Source organism: Adlercreutzia muris (genome assembly GCF_041223505.1).
Taxonomy (GTDB): Bacteria; Actinomycetota; Coriobacteriia; order Coriobacteriales; family Eggerthellaceae; genus Adlercreutzia; species Adlercreutzia muris.
This window is the reverse complement of record NZ_JBCLQK010000006.1, coordinates 133,612-152,047: the sequence shown is the minus strand read 5'-3', so window position 1 is coordinate 152,047 and position 18,436 is coordinate 133,612. Positions and strand designations below refer to the sequence as shown.

Sequence of the window (18,436 nt, the reverse complement as noted above, 5' to 3'; positions counted from 1 at the left end):
CGCCCTACTTCCCCATCGCCTCGTCCTGCAGCGCGTCCAGCTTCGCCATGCACTCGTCCACCGAGGCACCGGCCAGAAGGTCGCGCACGATAAGGCACACGTTGCCCCACTGCTCTACGTCCATGCCGGCGTTGGAGGCCAGCACGTAGGTGTCGGCCTGCACCAGATCGTTCAGGGGCCGCAGCGGCTCCACGCAATCTACGGCCACGTTCTTCGACGGCGAGATGACGCGGTTGGTCTCGGCGTACAGCTGCAGCGCCTCATCGGACAAGATCACATCCATCACCGCCAGCGCATCATCGCGATGCTCGGCCTCCGCGCTCACCCCGTAACCGGTCATGGACAGCACGGGCATCGGCCCGCGCTCGCTCGGAAAGCCGACCACCTCCATGGTGAAGGAGGGATTGCCGTAGGCGGTGTCGGTGTTCGCCGCGCCCCAGTAGGCCACGACCATGGGGCACTCCCCCGCCATGAAGTCGTCGCCCTCGCCGACCCCCTCGAAGGCCTCGCTCTTAAGCGCGTTCTCCGCATCGATATAGCCGCGATCTATCAACGCCTTCAAGAACTCGAAGCCCGGGCGCATGTAGTCGCTGTAGCGCGCCTCGCCGGCGTTCAGGGCCGCCACCTCGGCCTCGATGTCGCCCCCGTTGTACAAATCGGCGTAGGCCTGGGCGAACACGAAGGTCTCCAGCCACCAGCGGTTGGCGCCCACCGGCGTGTCGTAGCCCTTCTCCTTCAGCACGCGGCATGCCTCAAGGAATTCCTCGGGGGTGCTCGGCACGGCGAGGCCGCACTCCTTGAAGATGTCCTTGTTCACGAACAGGCCGTAGGCCACCACCTCCTGAGGAATGGCCACCAACTTGCCGTCCACGGTGTTGGCGACGCGCACCTCCTCGCGCAGGTTCTGGGCGCAGGCGAGCCCCGACAGATCGGCCAGCTTGCCCTCTGCCCCCAAGGCCACGATGACGTCGGCATTCAGCAGGTACAGATCGTCCTTGGCGCTGCGCACCCGCTCCAAGCAGACCTCGTCGTAGGTCTTATCCTGGTAGTCCTCGGCCGTGTAGGTGCGGTAGGCCATGGTCAAGCCCAGCTGCTCCTCGGCCATGGCCATGGTCAGATCACTGGCAGTGCGGGCCGTGTTGTCGGCATCGGGGCTGGCCTTCTCCATGGGGCTGAAGAAATTGACCACGGCCGCGGCCGCGTCGCTGTCCTGCACGGCCAAGTTCCGAGCCCCCTCGCCGGAGGCGCAGGCCGTCAGGGCCGCGCACAGCAGGGCCACGGCGGCCAGAGCAGCCGTGCGACGGAGGCGAACAGGGAAACGCGCGCTCATGGGCGTCCTTTCTCGACAAGGCGATCGACGGCCCGCTTCAGGTCGGCGATCTCCAGGGGTTTCGCCACATGGGCGTTCATGCCGGCGGCAAGGGCCGCCTTCTCGTCTTCCACAAAGGCATCGGCGGTCATGGCGATGATGGGGATGGTACGGGCATCGGGGCGCTCAAGGGCGCGGATGGCGCGGGTCGCGGCATGGCCGTTCATCACCGGCATCTGCACATCCATGAGGATGGCGTCGAACTCCCCGGGCTCGCAGGCCTCGAAGCGCTCTACGGCGAGCTGTCCGTTCTCCACGATCTCCACCGTGGCGCCTTCCAGCTCCAGCAGCTCAGTTAGGATGCCGGCGTTCAGGAAGTTATCCTCGGCGGCCAGGAAGCGCTTGCCCTGCAGCACCGCATCGTAGGCCGCGGCCTCGGCCGCCTCCCCGACCCCGGCGATGTCCTCGATCTTGCGCTTCAAGGTGGACAGGAAGAAGGGCCGCGCCAGCACGCCGGTACGCGCCGGCAGCACCACGTCCTCCTCGATATCGAAGTGGTGGTCCACCACGAATACCACCGGAAGCGGCACCTCCGCGCCGGGGGCTGCCGCCGCCCGCAGGGTCTCGGCCGTGGCCGCAGCGCCCTCGTCCAGTCGATCGCAGCAGAGCAGCAGCACCTGGTAGCCGCCCGTCCCCGCCGCGGTCTCGGCGAGAGCGAAGGCTTCCCGCACCCCTGCCGTAACATCCACGCGCACGCCCGTGCCCTCCATCTGGGCCTGGGCGATCTCGCGGCCGGCCGCCGTGGGATCCACTACGAGCATGGACTGAATGTCTTGCTGCCGCCAGAAGAAGCCCTGGGCCTGCTCATCGGGAATGCGCAGCTCAAGATCGACCCGGAACAGCGAGCCGACCCCCTCCGTGCTCTCGGCCTCGATGGTGCCGCCCATGAGCTCCACGAGGCTCTTGGTGATGGACATGCCCAGACCCGTTCCCTGCACCTTGTTGGTGGTGCTGTTCTCGGCACGGGTAAAGGAATCGAAGATGGTGGCCAGAAACTCGGGAGTCATGCCGTAGCCGTCGTCCTCCACCTCGATGCGAATGCGCTCGAACTGGCTCGAATGCTGCGGCAAGCCAATGAAGCGCAGCCAGATATGGCCGCCCTCCGGCGTGTACTTCACGGCGTTGGACAAGAGGTTGATGAGTATCTGATTCAGATGGGTCTCGTCCCCGATCACGTGCTCGTGGTTCACGCCCCTGATCTCGGTGCGGAAGACCTGGTGCTTCTGGCGAGCCATGGGGGCGATGATGGACTCGACGGCCACGAGCGAATCGCCCAGGTCGAACTCCTCCAGCGTCATGGTGGCCTTACCGCTCTCGATCTTCGAGATATCCAGCACGTCGTTGATAAGATCGAGCAGGTGGCGTCCCGAGGCCATGATCTTGCCGGCGCAGTCGCGCACCTTGGCCGGATCGTCGGCCTCTTTCGCGATGATGGCCGTGAAGCCGAGCACGGCGTTCATGGGCGTGCGGATGTCGTGGGACATGTTGGCCAGGAAGGCCGACTTCGACTCGTTGGCCACCTCGGCCGCCCGCAGCGCCTGGGCCAGCTGCTCGTTGTGCTGGGCGCGCTCGGCCTCCCGCGCGCGCTGGATCTGCAGCTGCTTGCGGCGGTTGTAGGCGTAGATGGCCACGCACAGGATGAAGGCCGCCGCCGCGATGGCGATGACCAGCGCGATGGCAACATTGACCGCCTGGGCCTCCTGCTGGATGGCGGTCATGGGCACGTATCCCACCAGATAGGTGGTGCCCCCGTTGATGGACCACAGGTAGCACAGCGATTCGCGCCCCTTCACCTGGTGGGCGAACATTACCGAGGCCTTATCGGCGATGCCCCGGCCCACCATGGCCAGCGTCTCATCGTCCACCACGTTGTTGGCGCGATAGAAGTCCTCCAGGTTCAGATGGCCCGCATCGCGCTCGCCCATGCCCTCGGGCTTCAGCACGAAGCGCTCGCTCGCGGCATCCATCAGGTACAGCACGGCCTGCTTGTCGTAGAACCCCTCGGGCATGGACTGGTCGATGGCGTCGTAGACGTACTCGGCGTACAACGTACCGATAGCGCTGCCGTCGCGCTCGATAGGACACGCGATGGTGTAGGCCCAGGTGCCCATGTAGTTCACGTAGGACTGCGAAATGGGCAGCCCCATGACCGTGCCCCCGGCGGTGAAGTCCAGATCGGCGGGGCTGAAGGGCGCCCCGTCGTTGGAGATGCCCTCGCTTTGTCCTTCCAGCACCACCGACAGCTTGGCCGTGGTGTCGTTATTGCGCAAGTTGAGGATATAGGCCTCTGGATCGGGTGCCGCGGCAATCTCCTCGGCGATGAGCTCTTGGAACTCCGCCTCGCTGCGCATGATGGCCTCGACGGTGTTCTCGATGAGGTTCAGATTCTCGTTGAGGTTCTGGATGGCGGCATCGGACATATCGTCATAAGTTTGCCGCGCGACCCCGTAGATGGAGGCGCCCATGACCGCGAAGATCACGAGGACGACGATGACCCAGCGGCCATAGGCCCTCTTCCCGCCGCTCTTCGCTTCGCGTTCCGCCACAGTCTCCTCCTTATTCGACCATTTGATAACGGTACGGTATCAGAGGGAAAACTGCAAGGGCAAAACCGCCGCTCCCCTGGTGACAGGCAATTTTTCCCACAAAAAAGCGGCCCTCCGGCAGGGGAACCGAAGGGCCGCATCTCAGTACGCACGGAGGAGAAGGGGAAACGTGCGCATGGACTTGGTTTCCGCCGCGAGGGTTTTGAGAGAGAGGAGAGAGGAGGGTTCACGCAGGAGACGGTGCGACGGAAGCTCTGGAAATGTTGTCAAGGTCCGCGCGGATCGGGCTCGCTTTCGCGCCTTCCCCACTCGGCTGATGACAACAATAAGGCCTTCTCGCTCTCACGACAGCGAGAAGTCCCGTCGGTTGCGCCTCCGTATGCGCATCGTTTACCAGGTGAAACCTGATAATGCAGGTGAACAATTCGGCGTTGGCAAAGCAGGCTCTGGGTTCGGGGTGGGGGTCCGCGCGCAGATTCCGCAGCGACGAGAACAGGACTAAATGTCCTGTTCTCCCAAGCGAGGACTGCCCGAGCACGGCGCCCCTACCCCGAACCCAGAGTCGGACGGCCCGAACGACCTAGTAGAACTCAGACTTGAGGGGCCGGTCGATGAGGACGGCGGCGGCCTCGCGGGGATTCACGCCCTCCCACACCACGCTGCGCACCGTATCGGTCAGGGGCAGCTCCACCCCGTAGCGCTCCTCTAAGGTGCGCAGGGTCTTGCAGGCGATGGCCCCTTCCACCACCATGTGGGTCTGGGCCGTGAAGTCGTCCAGGGTAAGGCCCCGGGCCACGTACTGCTCGCCGAAGCGGCGGTTGCGCGAGTGCTGGGACATGCAGGTGACCACCATGTCGCCGGCACCCCCCAAACCCATGCAGGTGAGGGCCTCGCCGCCGGCGGCCACCACCATGCGGCTCATCTCGGCCAGGCCGCGGGTGATGAGCAGGGCCGCCGTGTTGTCGCCAAAACCCATGCCGTAGCTGATGCCCACGGCAATGGCGATGACGTTCTTGAAGGCGGCGCACAGCTCCACGCCCACGGGATCGTCGGAGGTGTAGGTGCGGAAGAAACGGGTGGCGAACAAGTCGCGGAAGAACAGCGCCGTGGTCTCCGAAGACGAAGCCACGACAGCGGCCGAGGGCTTGCGGCAAATGACCTCCTCGGCATGGGTGGGGCCCGACAGCACCGCCAGCCGGTCAGCGTTTCCCAACTCGGCGGCGAAGGTGTCGATGGGCAACAAGCCCGTCTGCTCCTCCACGCCCTTCGAGCAGATGACCACGGGCGTATAGGGCGCGATCAGCGCAGCCAGATCGCGGGCCACGGAGCGCAGGGCCGCCGACGGGGTCACGATGACCACGGCCTCGGCACCGTCTGCGGCCTCGGCGTAGTCGGCTGTAGCGCAGATGGCCGAGGGCAGGCGGTAGTCGGACAGATAGCGCGGGTTGCGATGCTCGGCGTTGATGGCCCGGGCCACCTCGGCCGTGCGGGCCCAGAGCATCACCTCGTGCCCGGCCTCGGCCAAAACGAGCGCCAGCGCCGTTCCCCAACTACCAGCTCCGATAACGGCTACGCGCATGGACGCTCCTTCTTCTTGCTGCCGATCTTGTTCTCGGTACCGGCGCGCAAGCGCTGGATATTGGTGCGATGGGCCCAGATGACCACGAGCGCCGTAGCGGCGATGATGACCCACGACACCCAATGGCCCCAGTAGAAGTAGAGGCCCAAAAGCGGGCACATCACCGCCGCGGCGATGGAGCCCACCGACACGCAGCGGGTGATGAGAATGCCGAGGGCGAACACCGCGATCTCGATGAAGAAGCCCGCGGGGCCGTAGACGAACAGCAGGCAGGCGGCGGCCACGGCAATGCCCTTGCCGCCCTTGAACTTGAGCCACGGGCTGAAGATGTGCCCGAGCGTGCAGCCGGCGAAGGCCAGGGCCAGGCACAGCGAGACGGGGTTCACGCCCGTTGGGCCGAAGGCGGCAAGCAGGGCCTGACCCTCAGCCGCGGTGCCATCGACCGCCACGCCGGCAATAGCCGGGGCGAACACCCAAGCCGCGAGCCAACCCGACAGCACGCCCTTGCCGAAGTCCAGCAGGAACACGACCGCACCGCCCGCTTTCCCCATGGCGCGGAAGGCGTTGGTGGTGCCGATGTTGCCGCTTCCCTCTTCCCGGATGTCCTTGTGGAAGGCCAGCTTCGAGACGATGACGCCCCAGGGGATAGACCCCAGCAGGAACGAGACGATGAACGACAGGGTCAAGTAGGTGATGACAGTGTCCACGGCCTAGTCCTTCTTCTTGAACTTGAAGCGGATGGGGGTGCCGGTGAGGTCGAAGGCCTCGCGCATGCGGTTCTCCAGGTAGCGCTCGTAGTTATCGTCCACCACGTCGGGGCGGTTCACGAAGAAGGTGAAATACGGCGGGCAGGCACCGGTCTGGGTGAGGTACTTCATGCGCAGCACGGCCTTGCCCTTCGACACGGTGTGGCCCGTCTCGCGGATGCCGGCGAGCCAGCTGTTCAGCTGGTTGGTGGGAATGGTGCGGCTGAAGTTCGCGTACACGGTGTCGATGGCGTCCCAGATACGGTCGACGCGCTTGCCCGTGAGCGCCGAGATGGCCACCACGGGCGCGTAGCCGACAAAGGTCATGCGGTCCTCGATGCGCTCGCGAATCTTCTCCTTGGCCTCGGGGCCCTCTACGATATCCCACTTGTTCAGCACGATCACCATGGCGCAGCCGCGCTCGGCGGCATAGCCCGCCACGCGCTGGTCCTCATTGGTAAGCCCCAGAGTGCCGTCGATGACGAGCAGGGCCACGTCGGCCCGGTCGATGGCGCGCATGGCGCGGACGAAGCCGTAGTACTCCACGTCCTCGTCGATCTGGCTCTTGCGGCGCAGGCCGGCCGTGTCCACGATACGGTACATCTGGCCGTCGTGCTCCACCAGGGTGTCGATGGCGTCGCGGGTGGTGCCGGCCACGTCGCTCACGATGGAGCGATCGTTGTTGGTGAGCTTGTTGGTCAGCGAGCTCTTCCCCGCGTTCGGGCGCCCGATGATGGCCACATTGATGGCCTCCACCTCTTCCTCGGGAGTGAGGTTGCATTTGCGCAGCTCGGCCACCACCTCGTCGAGCAAGTCGCCGGTGCCGTTGCCGTGCTGGGCGCTCACGGGCCACGGGTCGCCCAGGCCGAGCGCGTAGAACTCCCACACCTCGTCCATGCGGGCCGGGTTGTCCATCTTGTTCACGGCAAGGAAGGTGGGCTTGTTGGTGCGCTGCAGGATGCGGGCCACTTCCTCGTCGTCGGCGTTGATGCCGGTCTTGCCGTCTACGAGGAAGATGATGACATCGGCCTCGCGGGTAGCCTCGAAAGCCTGGGCGCGGATGGAGCCTTGGAAGGCGTCGTCGCCGCCCATCTCGATGCCGCCGGTGTCGATGAGCATGAACTCCACGCCGTTCCAGTCGGCCTTGTGGTAGCTGCGGTCGCGGGTGACGCCGCGCATCTCGTGGACGATGGCCTCGCTCGTTTGGGCGATGCGGTTGACCAGCGTCGACTTGCCCACGTTGGGGCGGCCGACGATGGCGACGATGGGAAGTGCCATGATGTTCCTCTTCTATTACGCGCGGCGGGGCAGCCGCGCTCGCGGGCCCTTGCGGGCTATGAAACGTTTTCGCGCTCGGCTAGGGCGATGATCTCGGGCAGGTAGTCGAGCGGATTACAGGATACCACGCAAACGGCCGCCCCCGCCGCGTTTTCGATATCCTGCACGGTCATGTCATCAAGCGTGACGCCGTCGTCGTTCAAGATGACGCTCGGAATGAGGAACAGCTCGCCTGCGGGGACTTGTCCGGGGACAGGTTCGGGGTACCCCGATTCGCTCAGACAGTCCTCGCTTGGTGAAACAGCCCACTGGGCTGTTTCAGTCGCTGCGGAACTCGCTCGGTCGGAGCACCCCGAACCTGTCCCCTGCTCAACCTCGGGCAAGTTGTCCTCTTCCTCGCTGGGGGCGGGCTCTTTCCCTATCTCGGCCTTGATTGCGGCAGCTATGTCGCAGCCGCAGAGGAGGCCGGTTACGTTCACGTTGCCGCCGAAATAGTCGTTTCCCACGGTGAGGGGAACGAGACGGTCGGCGAGGGGGCTGCGCTCGATCATCGCGTCGAGGAAGGGCTGCATGGCCTCGCCGACGATGAAGCGGGCGGTAAGGCCGGCGTCCTCCAAGACCCGGGCGGCGCGGGCCGCCAGGTCGCTTTCGCAGGCGGTGGCGAACTCGTCCACGTAGGAGCGGACGATGCCGATGCCGTCCTCGAACATCTCGTAGTCGCCGTAATCGCTGGCGGGAGGAATATGGGCGGGGGTTTCCGCACCGAAGGCGTTCACGTAGAACTCGTCGGCGGCAAACACCCACGGGCCGCCCCGCTCGGTGCGGGCGCGGGCCTGGAAGGGCTCGATGGTGCGGATGACGCCCAGAGCCGCCTCGGGGCCCGTGAAACTCTCGTGCAGGGCCGTCTGGTGCTTCGTGAAGCCCAAAGGCACGATGCCCACGTTCTGGATGTTCGGCCGCGCCCAGGCCCATTCCAAGGTCTCGCGCAGGGCATCGCCATCGTTCACCCCCGGCATGAGCACGATCTGCGCGTGAGCCTTAATGCCGGCGGCGAGCAGACGATCGAGGGCGTCAAGCCCGTGCTGGGCGTGCCGGCCGATCATGGAGCGGCGCAGCTCGGGGTTGCTCGCGTGCAGGCTCACCCGCAAGGGGCTGATGTGCTGCTCGATGATGCGGGCCTCGTCTTCGGGCCTCAGGTTCGTGAGCGTGACGAAGGTGCCCGACAAAAAGCTCAGGCGGAAGTCGTCGTCGCGCAGCACGAGCGAGGGGCGCACGCCCTCGGGCAGCTGGCGCATGAAGCAGAACACGCAGGCGTTGCGGCAGAGCTTCACCTTGTCGAAGAGCACGCCGTCGAACTCGAAGCCCCAGCGCTCCCCCGCCTCGCGCTCCAGTTCCACTTCGCCCGCTTCGCCATCGAGATCGATGTAGCCGACCGCTATGGCATCCTCGGCCGCGAGCCACCGCCAATCGATGATGTCGCGCACAGGCTGGCCGTCCACGGTCGTGAGGTAGCAGCCGGCCGTAAAGCCCGCGTCGTCGGCGGGGCTCTCCGGCTCCACGGCGGCGATGGGCGCCACGGGACCGTCCCAGGCTGCGGCCGCCGCCTGGGCAGGTGTCAAGGCGGCAGCGCCGCAACCGGCGCAGGGCGCGCTGGGACCGAAGGCGCCGGCACCTGGGTCGGGAGCGCAGTCGGGGGCGGCCGCGTCGGGGACGCTCGCACCGGGTGCGCCCGCGTCGGAGGCAGAGCCGCAAGCAGCCTGCGCTGCCCGCTCGATGTCCTTGCCGGGATAGGTGGCCATTGGCTGCCTACAGAGTCTTCAAGAAGGCCTCCACGGAGGCGATCTGGTTCTCGGGCGTGGAGGCGCCGGCCGTGACGCCGATGCGGCGGCAGCCGGCGAAGGCCGTCGCGTTCAGCTCGTCGACCGACTCGATATGGAAGGTGCGCGGACAGGTAAGGGCGCAGACCTCGGCCAGGCGCGTGGTATTCGACGAGTTGCGGCCGCCGATGACCACCATGGCGTCCACCGCCGAGGCCAGATCGGCGGCGGCCTCCTGGCGCTGGCGCGTGGCCGAGCAGATGGTGTTCTTCACGATGGGGTCGAGCCCCTGCTCGCACAGGGCGGCCACCACCGCTTCCAGGTTCTCCTTGCGCTGGGTGGTCTGGGCCACCACGCCCACCGGATCGTAGAGCCCCGCGGGAATCTCGCCGGGGCCGGCCACCACATCCACCTTGCCGCCGGCCTGACGGGCCCAGGCGGTGAGCCCCTCCACCTCGGGGTGCCCTGCCTCGCCGAGCACCACCACGCGGCAGCCCTCCCGGGCCAGCTCGGCCGCGGCGGCCTGGGCGCGGGACACATGGGGGCAGGTGGCGTCCACCACGGAAAAGCCGCGTTCCACCACGGCCCCCAGCACCTCGGGCGTCACCCCGTGGGAGCGAATGACCACCGCGGGCGTCTCGTCAGCGGACGCGGCATCGGTTCTGGCTGCGTCGGGGATGTCCTCCACCGACGCCACGGCCGCGGCGCCCCGGGCCGCCAACTCGTCCACCACCTGGGGGTTGTGGATGAGCGGCCCCAAGGTGTAGGCGCGCCCGCCCGCCTCGATCACCTCGGCGGCCATGTCCAGGGCCCGTTGCACGCCGTAGCAGGCCCCAGCCCGTTTCGCGCGAATCACTTCCATGGCTACTCCCCCTCGCCTTCCTCGGCACCCTCAGCCTTGACAGCCCCCGCGGCCTTGGCAGCGGCTTTGGCCTCTTTCTCGGCGCGGGCAGCGCGGGCGGCGCAGGCCAGCTCGTCGCTTGTGTGGCGCGGGATGGGGTGCTCGGCGAATACCGGGGCGTAGTCGCGGGTCTCGGGGAACAGGGCCACCATGTCCACGTCTTCGGCAGGCACGCGGTAGAACAGAGCGAAGCTCTCGCGCATGGCGTACCAGGTGCAGGCCTCCACGCGCTCCTCCTTGGGCAGGAAGTCGAAGTCCGACACCAGGATGGGATCGCCGTAGTCCACGGTCACCTTCGGGAAGCGCACGCGCTCGCCCTTGTTCTTGATCTTCTCCACGCCGCGCACGGTCATGGGCAGGATGGGCACCTTCGCCATGCGGGCGATAACCGAGACCCCAGCGTGGATGGAGGCCACCCGATCGGTCTTGCCGCGACGGGTGCCCTCGGGCAGAATGCCCACGAGCTCGTCGTTCTTCAGCATGCGCACGGCCCGCTTGATGGAAGTCATGTCGGCCGTGTCGCGCTTCACGGGGAAGGCGCCCACCCGCGAGAGAATCTGGCCGAGCAGGCCGCCGGCGTTGCCGAACAGCGTATCGCGGCCCATGAGGCGCACCCACTGCTTCGGCCGCGCGGCCAGGTACATGAACACCACATCGAAAAACGACGTGTGGTTGCAGACGACCAGCGCTCCGGAGGCCCCTTGGAACGCCCGCAGCCTTTGGCGATTGTCCACGCGGTAGCGGAACAGCAGCTTGCACAGCCCACCGATGACGATCCAGGCCAGGTTGCCGAACCAGTGGGGAATCTCATGGGAGCGGTCGCGGCCGCCCAGGTCCATGTCCCACATCTCGGAGTATTTCAGAAAGAGACTCATAGGGTTCCATTCCGTCGGTTTCCAAAAGAGCGACTCCCCCAAAGTCGGGCTTGCGGGGCAATGCTCAGTCGCTCAGACAGTCCTCGCTTTGGAGAACAGGACGTTAAGTCCTGTTCTCGTCGCTGCGGAACTCGCTTGGTGAGCACAGCCCCGCATCCCTCTACGCACTTCCTTTGTCGAGCCGCTCCTACATCTTCTCCCGCGCCAGCGTGCAGATCTGGTCGATGACTTCCTCGATGTAGTGGCTCGTGGAGTCGATCTGCACGGCATCTTCAGCAGGGCGCAGAGGCGCGGTGGCCCGGGAGGAGTCGGCCGCATCACGGCGGCGCAGGTCGGCCAGCACCTCCTCGTAGTCGATGGAACCGATGCCGCGGTCCACGTTCTGGCGCACGCGGCGATGGGCCCGCTCCTCGTCCGATGCGGTGAGGAACACCTTCACGGCTGCATCGGGGAACACCACGGTGCCGATGTCGCGGCCCTCCACCACATAGTCGCCGCCGTTGCCGATGCGGCGCTGCTGGTCGAGCAGGGCGGCGCGCACCGAGGGCGCAGCCGAGGTGGGGCTCACAGCGCGGTCGATCTCGGCCGTGCGGATGGCGTCGGTCACTTCCGCATCGCCGATGAACACGCGCTTGGGCACCGGGTCGCCCTCCACGTGGCCGAAGGCGATATCGTAGGTGCGGGCGATCTCGCCCAGGGCCGCCTCGTCGTCGAGGGAGACGCCGTTTTGCAGCGCCTGCCAGGCGATGGCGCGGTACATCGCGCCCGTATCCAGACACGAGAAGCCGAGCTCTTTGGCCACGGCCTTGGCCACGGTGGACTTGCCGGCCCCGGAGGGCCCATCGATGGCGACGATCATTAACGCACCAGCTCCTTCAGGTCGGCGAGGAAATCGGGGTAGCTTACGGCCACGCAGGTGAAATCGGTCACATTCACGGGCACCGACCCGCAGGCGCCCACAAGCGCCCAGGTCATGGCCAGGCGGTGGTCGCCGTGGGAGTTGAACACGAGGCCCTCGGGCACGGTGAGGTCGGGGTTGCCCTCGATCAGCAGGTCGTCCCCCTCCTCCCAGGCGTCCACGCCCAGCTGGGCCAGGCCCTCGATGATGGCGGCCAGACGGTCTGATTCCTTCACGCGCAGCTCGTCCACCTCGTGGAACACCGTGATACCCCGGGCGTGAGCCGCCACCAGGGCCAGCACGGGAATCTCGTCGATAACCGAGGCGATATGCTGGGAGGGCACCTCGCAGCCGCGCAGGGTCGGGGTAAATCGCACGCGCAGGGTGCCGCGGGGCTCCTTGCCCTCGGCGCCGCCGTAGGTCTCCTCGATGTCGGCGCCCATGCGCTCCAAGGTGCGGACGAACCCGATGCGGGCCGGGTTCAGCGACACGTTCTCGACGGCGACGGAGCTGCCGGGCGTGAGCAGGGCCGCGGCGGCGATGAAGGCGGCCGAGGAGGGATCGCCGGGCACCACCACGTCGGAGGCGAGCATCTCGGCGGGGCCCTCCACGCCGGCCACGCGGGTGCCGGCCGTGGTGGGTACGTTGAACTCGGGCAGCATGAGCTCGGTGTGGTTGCGCGAGGGCGCGGGCTCGGTCACCGTGGTGGCACCCTCGGCGAAGGTGCCGGCCAGAAGCACGGCGGTCTTCAGCTGGGCCGAGGCCATGGGGCTCGCGTACTCGATGGCCCGCAGACGGCGCGTGCCGTGCACCGTGATGGGCAGGTGCTCGGGGGATTCCGGCTCGAAGGTGGCGCCCATCTTCGCGAGCGGGGCCACGATGCGGCGCATGGGGCGCTTCTGCAGGCTGGCGTCACCGGTGATGGCAACGGCGATGTCCCACGGCGCCACGATGCCCATGAGCAGGCGCGCGGTGGTGCCGGAGTTGCCGCAGTCGATGGGGGCATCGGGCTGCTGCGGTCCTTCCGCGCCCCAGCCGGTCACCGTGCCGGCCAGCGTCCCGTCGGCCTGGGCGCGCAGATCCACCGTGGCGCCCAGGGCCTCCACGGCGCGGATGGAGGCGCGCACGTCCTCGGAATCCAGCACGCCCTCAAGATGCGAGGTGCCCTCGGCCATGGCCGAGAAGAGCACCGCGCGGTGCGAGATGGACTTGTCGCCGGGCACTCGGCAGGCGCCTGAGAGCGCGCCGCCCAGAGGCTCGATGGTGGTATAGGGAGGCAGGTTCTCAGTCGACATGAGCGTACTCCTTCGGCATAATCGGACTGAACGATACGGAGAAACCGGCGTTGATCAGCTGCAGCGACAGCGCGCCCACGTCGCCCTCGTCGGTAAGGATGAGGGAGAGCACGGCGTTGCCCTCGCTGATGTGGTCGATGTCAATGGATTGTATATTGCAGCCCACCGACGAGGCAATGGTGCACACCTCGGCCACCACGCCCGTGCGGTTCACCATGGGGATGCGCACCTCCAGAAGCTTCTCGGTGGAGGGCACCCAGGCGGCCGGCAGTGCCCGGCGGGCCTCGGCGGCCTCGGCGAGCAGCCGCGTGAAGGTGTCGCGGTCGCCCGCGGCCAGGGCGTCGGCGAACGAGCCGATGATGGCGACCATCTCGGCCAGGCCGTCGCGCAGCGCCTCGGCGTTGTCGAAGGCGATGCCGCACCACAGCTTCGGGGACCCGGCGGCGATGCGCGTGGTGTCCTTGAAGCCGCCGGCCGCCAGGCGCATGATGGAGCCGGTGTCGTCGGCGTGCGCGCTCGCCAGCTGCATGAGCGAGGAGGCCACCATGTGGGGCACGTGGCTCACGATGGCCACGGCGGCATCGTGCTCCTCGCGGTGCAGCGACACCACGCGGGCCTCAAGGCCGCACACGAACTCGTGAAGGTGCTGGAAGTCCTCGGGGGCCGTGCGCTCGTCGGGGCAGAGGATCCAGTTCGCGCCCTCGAACAGATCGGCCCGGGCCCCGGCGATGCCGTTCTGCTCGGAGCCAGCCATGGGATGCCCGGGCACGTAACGCTCAGGCGCCGGCAGCAGAGCTTCGGCCGCAGCCAGGATGTGGCCCTTGGTGGAGATGGTGTCGGTCACCAGCCCCGTGTAGCCCCAGTCGCGCAGGCGGGTGAGGTAGTCGTCCACCGCCGCCACGGGCGTGGCGATGACCACGAGCTCGCAGTCGCCCTCGATGAAGGCGCGGAAGGCCGCGTCATTAGGGCCGGCCGCCTCGGCGCACCAGCCGCGCTCCACTGCCGTGGCGCAGGTGGCCGCATCGGTGTCCACGCCGAAGACGCGCACCTCCGGCATCTTGGCCGCCAACGTGGCCGCCAGCGAGGCCCCGATGAGCCCGAGGCCGATAACGGCCACGGAGGCGAAGGGAGCCGAGGCGGCCGCAGGGGCATCGCCCGCGCACGCCGCCTCGGGTGCGGTGTCGTTCAATTCGGAAGATTCAGTCATGAAAATGAGAGTCCTACTCGATCAGGTACCAGTCGCCTCCCATTGTATACGAACGAGGCCACCCCCACCCCGCGATTCGCCCAATCCCCGCGAACGACGGAGGACGAGCGGGACCCGCGCCCGGGCCGCGCCCCGCTCCCCTACTCGTGCAGGCGGCTTTGGGCCCAGCCCTCGTCGATGGCGGCGTTGCAGCGCTCATCGAGGGCGGCGGCGCACTCTTCGGGCGTTACCTTGCCCATGAGCAAATCGCGGATGCAGAGGTGGAAGGCCTCGCGCACGGCCAGGGTGTCGGGGGTGTCACCGGTGAAGTCCACCACGTTGCCGATGTTGCCGACGAACAGATCGTAGGCGGGAATGGCGTCGCCGTAGCGCTCGGCCACGCGGTTCGATGCCGGCAGGGCCCCGGCGGCGAAGTCGAGCCAGCGATCGCTGCCGTAGACGAAGGAGATGAAGTCCTTCGCCACCTGCACGGACGTCTCATCGCCGTTGTCGAACACCTGAAAGCCCGAGACGAAGGTGGTGGCGCAGCCGTCCTCGTCGGGCCCGGGGAAGTTCACGAGCCCCACTGTGTCGCCATAGCGGGTGATGGAGGCGTTGTTCACCATGTAGATGGCCAGCTGGCCGGCGCGAAACAGGCTGGAGCAGTCCTCGATCTCCAGGTTCTCGGCGTGGGGCGGGAACCACCCGCGGCCCACCCCCTCCTGAATCCAGCGCAGAGCCGCCACGCCCTCGGGCCGCGAGAGGGCGAAATGCCCCGTCTCGTCGTAGAAGGACGAGCCCGCCGAGCGCAGCAGCGTCATGATATGGGTGTCGCCCTGGGGCGAGGCGGCGTACATCATCAGCGGGAAGGTGCCCCGGGGCAGCTCGGCGGCCAAGGTATCCAGGATATGGGTCCACTCATCCAGCGACCAAGCGGCGATGCTCCCCTCGGCGATGAAGCGGTCCAGACCCGCCCGGCGAAACAGCTCCTTGCTGTAGCCGAGCACGTTCTGCCGCGCCAGATAGGGCATCAGGTACACGCGGCCTTCCACGGTGCTGGCGTCCCACAGGTAATCGGACACATCGGCGCGCAGGTCGGGCGCGATGATGTCGTCCAGCGGCACCACGCGCCCGGTATGAACATAGGTGGACGTGTTGAAGTAGTCGCCGTAGAGCACGTCGGGTGCCTTGTCGGTATCGAAGGAGTCGGTCACAGCCTCGTCGTACTGGTTCTGCTCGAATACGATGACCTCCACCTCCACGGGCCGGGCCTCGTAGGTGGCGGCGAAGTCGTCGGCCATGGCCTGAATGACGGTCTCCACCTGGGTGATGCTCTCGTCGAAGACGACGCTGTGACCGGTGCGCGGCACCTTCACCACGAGGTGCACGGGCTCTTCCCTCGATGGTGCGCAGGCATGCAGCCCCGCCGCGGCGCAGGCCCCCAGCGCCGTTGCGGCCACGAAACCGCGCCGGGTCAGGAAACGATCCGTCCAGTAAACTCGGCGGCCCGTCTCGCTCATGACATCCCCTTTCGCACGGCTTCCAACTTCTGCAGCATGAGTCCAACGTTCAGGGGCTTGGGCAGGAAATCATCCATGCCCGCATCTAAGGCCCGGCGGCGGTCCTCCTCGAACGTGGAGGCGGTACAGGCGAAGATGAGCACCGTGCCCGCATCGTCGCGGGGCAGATCGCGGATGGCCCGGGCCGCCGCGTAGCCGTCCATAACCGGCATCTGGGCATCCATGAAGATGGCGGCGAAGTGTCCCGCCGCCGACGCCTCGAAGGCGGCCACGGCTTCGGCGCCGTTGCAGGCCACCGTGACCGCGAAGCCCTCCTCGGTGAGGATGCTCGCGATGATGTCGGCGTTCAGCTCGTTGTCCTCGGCCACGAGGATCTCCACCGGCGCGCTCGCGATCGACTCAGACGCCTCGGCGGCCGCCAGCTCACCTGTCGTTGCATTCGCACCCTCGGCTGCGGCAGCTCTCACGTTCGCAGAATCGGCATCCGCTCCCCCAGCGGTAGCTTTCCCAACCGCAACCGCCGTGCCCGCCGCCTCCGCGCGGGCCGCTTCTTCCGCAGAAGGCTCCTCGGCCGCCTGCCCCGCAGCCCCCTCAGCCGCCGTGTCGTCGCAGCGGGCCGGATCCAGGGGCAGGGGCAGCTTCACCGTGAAGCAGGATCCCTCGCCCAGCGTGCTCTCCACCGTCAGGGTGCCGCCCATCTGCTGCACCAGCAGGTAGCTGATGGACATGCCGAGCCCGGTGCCCTTCTGGGACTCGCTGTTGCTGTTGCGCTCCTGGGTGAACACGTCGAAGATCTGCCGCTGGAATTCCGGCGTCATGCCGCAGCCGGTGTCGGCAACGGCAATGGTCAGCTGGGCCTCGCGCCCCGACGCGGCCACGAACTCGCTCGCCGTCAGCGTGATGGTGCCGCCCTCGGGGGTGAACTTCACGGCGTTGGACAGGATGTTCATGAGCACCTGGCTGATGCGCACCTCGTCGCCCACCAGATGAGGGCGGCTCACCCCGTCGCAATTCCGCTCGAAGCGAATGCCGCGCACCTCCACGGGCTCGCGCTGCATGGCGCACACGTTCTCGATCATCCCGATCGCGTCGAAGGGCTCGTGGACGAGCGTCACCTTCCCCGCCTGCAGCTTCGACACGTCCAAGATGTCGTTCACGAGCGAGAGCAGGTACTGGGCCGCCTTGCCGAGCCGGCTCACGTAGCCGGCCATGGCCTCCCTGTCGTCGATATGGCGTTCCATCAGGTGGTTCAGGCCGATGATGCCGTTTAAGGGCGTGCGGATCTCGTGGCTCATGTTGGAGAGGAACTCGGTGCGGGCGGCCACTTCGGCCCGGGCGCGCGCCGATTGGCGCACGAAGCGCAGGATGAGGGCCATCATGATGCCCACCACCACGAGGGTGGCCGTGATCATGCCCACCGTAAGGGCCATGAACGGGGCGAAGCGCTGGGCGAACACCTCGGTGGGCACGGCCATGATGAACGACCAGGCAGTGCCCTCCACCGACGCGAAGGACATGACGAGCCGCTCCCCTTCCCCGGTCGTGCAGTTGATGACGAAGCTGGCCCCCTCGGCGATGTTGCGGCGCACGTCCTCGATGGTGACGCCGCCCTCGATGGAGCCGGATTCCAGCATGGCATAGAAGTTGTCGCGACCGGCCAGGTCGGTGGCGGGGCTGGCGCTGACGATGTAGTACCCCTCGGCGTCCACCACGCTGGAAACGCCCTGGTCGCCGAAGCTCTCGATGACGAGCTGGTTGGAGATGGCCGACAGGTCGCTGCGGCCGAGCAGTCCCACGAAGGTGTGCTCGCCGATGCGCAGGTTGTCCAGATCGACGCCGAAGATGAGCGACTCCTTGGTGGTTTCCAAGCGCCCCATCTCGTCGTCGTACAGCGTGGCGAAATGGCCGCGCTCTCCCCTGAGCAGCTCATCGTAGCTGTGCTCGTCGGCATCCAGCACGAGATAGGAGCTGCTGTAGAGAACGCCCTGATCGTCGATGAGGTACAGGGCGTTGAACAAATTAGACGAGGCAGCTTCCAAATTCAGCTGCTCCTGGGCCTCGTGCACGTCGCGCACCTCGTAGACCCCCATGCGCTTGACCACCGCGTCCAACCGCCCGTAGGCGTCATCCAAGGCGCCCTCGATGGTCTCCACGTCATGGCGGGAAATCTCGTCCACCGAGGTCATGAGGTTGTTGCTCACCGTGGCCGACAGCTGCGCCAGATACACGCAGGCGGCCCCCGTGATCAGCAGCACCGTTACGGCCACGATGGCGATGTACTTTCCTCGGTTCACGGGCATCCTCTTGTCCGGCTGATGACGTTTTCCCAACGACAGTGTAACACTGAACGGCCGCAGGCTCAAAGGACGGCCAGGTGAGAGAGGAAGGCAACGGGGCCGTCCCTCGGCGGAGCGGCCCCACTGAGA

At 67.0% G+C, this 18,436-nt stretch carries 13 protein-coding genes; all 13 read right to left on the bottom strand.

Features of this window, described 5'->3' with window-relative positions; translation table 11 throughout:
- Window positions 1-4 precede the first annotated feature (4 nt).
- Window positions 5-1,330: an ABC transporter substrate-binding protein gene (locus AAK988_RS07265; RefSeq protein WP_369880564.1), complete on the bottom strand. Its 1,326-nt coding sequence runs from the start codon at window positions 1,328-1,330 to the stop codon at window positions 5-7.
- Window positions 1,327-3,915: an ATP-binding response regulator gene (locus tag AAK988_RS07260; protein ID WP_369872527.1), complete on the bottom strand. Its 2,589-nt coding sequence runs from the start codon at window positions 3,913-3,915 to the stop codon at window positions 1,327-1,329. Before AAK988_RS07260 ends, AAK988_RS07265 begins: the two co-directional genes overlap by 4 nt.
- 580 nt (window positions 3,916-4,495) lie before the next feature.
- Complete coding sequence (locus AAK988_RS07255; protein ID WP_369872528.1) at window positions 4,496-5,494, bottom strand: NAD(P)H-dependent glycerol-3-phosphate dehydrogenase; 999 nt, start codon at window positions 5,492-5,494, stop codon at window positions 4,496-4,498.
- A complete protein-coding gene (gene plsY, locus AAK988_RS07250; protein WP_289637340.1) occupies window positions 5,485-6,201 on the bottom strand; it encodes a glycerol-3-phosphate 1-O-acyltransferase PlsY in 717 nt (238 codons plus the stop codon). Before plsY ends, AAK988_RS07255 begins: the two co-directional genes overlap by 10 nt.
- Window positions 6,202-6,204: 3 nt before the next feature.
- Entirely contained in the window at window positions 6,205-7,518 is a 1,314-nt protein-coding gene (der, locus tag AAK988_RS07245; RefSeq protein ID WP_369872530.1) for a ribosome biogenesis GTPase Der, read from the bottom strand.
- A 56-nt stretch (window positions 7,519-7,574) separates the two neighbouring features.
- On the bottom strand, window positions 7,575-9,317 hold the full coding sequence (locus AAK988_RS07240) for a DUF512 domain-containing protein (RefSeq protein ID WP_369872531.1): 1,743 nt from the start codon (window positions 9,315-9,317) through the stop codon (window positions 7,575-7,577).
- A gap of 7 nt (window positions 9,318-9,324) precedes the next feature.
- Window positions 9,325-10,197, bottom strand: a complete 873-nt coding sequence (gene ispH, locus AAK988_RS07235; RefSeq protein WP_369872532.1) for a 4-hydroxy-3-methylbut-2-enyl diphosphate reductase — start codon at window positions 10,195-10,197, stop codon at window positions 9,325-9,327.
- 2 nt (window positions 10,198-10,199) lie between these two features.
- The gene (locus AAK988_RS07230; protein ID WP_135970464.1) at window positions 10,200-11,111 is read right to left on the bottom strand and encodes a lysophospholipid acyltransferase family protein; all 912 of its coding nucleotides are present in this window, start codon (window positions 11,109-11,111) and stop codon (window positions 10,200-10,202) included.
- 187 nt (window positions 11,112-11,298) lie between these two features.
- Window positions 11,299-11,970, bottom strand: a complete 672-nt coding sequence (gene cmk, locus AAK988_RS07225) for a (d)CMP kinase (protein ID WP_135970463.1) — start codon at window positions 11,968-11,970, stop codon at window positions 11,299-11,301.
- Window positions 11,970-13,304, bottom strand: a complete 1,335-nt coding sequence (aroA, locus tag AAK988_RS07220; RefSeq protein WP_135970462.1) for a 3-phosphoshikimate 1-carboxyvinyltransferase — start codon at window positions 13,302-13,304, stop codon at window positions 11,970-11,972. The genes cmk and aroA overlap by 1 nt, the downstream gene beginning before the upstream one ends.
- Complete coding sequence (locus AAK988_RS07215; protein ID WP_369872533.1) at window positions 13,294-14,511, bottom strand: prephenate dehydrogenase; 1,218 nt, start codon at window positions 14,509-14,511, stop codon at window positions 13,294-13,296. Before AAK988_RS07215 ends, aroA begins: the two co-directional genes overlap by 11 nt.
- A gap of 140 nt (window positions 14,512-14,651) precedes the next feature.
- Window positions 14,652-16,010, bottom strand: coding sequence for an ABC transporter substrate-binding protein (locus AAK988_RS07210; protein ID WP_369872534.1), 1,359 nt, complete (start codon window positions 16,008-16,010; stop codon window positions 14,652-14,654).
- A complete protein-coding gene (locus AAK988_RS07205) occupies window positions 16,007-18,304 on the bottom strand; it encodes a hybrid sensor histidine kinase/response regulator (protein WP_369880563.1) in 2,298 nt (765 codons plus the stop codon). Before AAK988_RS07205 ends, AAK988_RS07210 begins: the two co-directional genes overlap by 4 nt.
- Window positions 18,305-18,436 lie beyond the last annotated feature (132 nt).

What these genes read in the sequence shown, in the direction of transcription:
- AAK988_RS07265 (WP_369880564.1), bottom strand. Translation starts at nt 1,330, where the DNA reads ATGAGCGCGCGTTTCCCTGTTCGCCTCCGTCGCACGGCTGCTCTGGCC.
- AAK988_RS07255 (WP_369872528.1), bottom strand. Translation starts at nt 5,494, where the DNA reads ATGCGCGTAGCCGTTATCGGAGCTGGTAGTTGGGGAACGGCGCTGGCG.
- der (WP_369872530.1), bottom strand. Translation starts at nt 7,518, where the DNA reads ATGGCACTTCCCATCGTCGCCATCGTCGGCCGCCCCAACGTGGGCAAG.
- AAK988_RS07240 (WP_369872531.1), bottom strand. Translation starts at nt 9,317, where the DNA reads ATGGCCACCTATCCCGGCAAGGACATCGAGCGGGCAGCGCAGGCTGCT.
- ispH (WP_369872532.1), bottom strand. Translation starts at nt 10,197, where the DNA reads ATGGAAGTGATTCGCGCGAAACGGGCTGGGGCCTGCTACGGCGTGCAA.
- AAK988_RS07230 (WP_135970464.1), bottom strand. Translation starts at nt 11,111, where the DNA reads ATGAGTCTCTTTCTGAAATACTCCGAGATGTGGGACATGGACCTGGGC.
- cmk (WP_135970463.1), bottom strand. Translation starts at nt 11,970, where the DNA reads ATGATCGTCGCCATCGATGGGCCCTCCGGGGCCGGCAAGTCCACCGTG.
- aroA (WP_135970462.1), bottom strand. Translation starts at nt 13,304, where the DNA reads ATGTCGACTGAGAACCTGCCTCCCTATACCACCATCGAGCCTCTGGGC.
- AAK988_RS07215 (WP_369872533.1), bottom strand. Translation starts at nt 14,511, where the DNA reads ATGACTGAATCTTCCGAATTGAACGACACCGCACCCGAGGCGGCGTGC.
- AAK988_RS07210 (WP_369872534.1), bottom strand. Translation starts at nt 16,010, where the DNA reads ATGAGCGAGACGGGCCGCCGAGTTTACTGGACGGATCGTTTCCTGACC.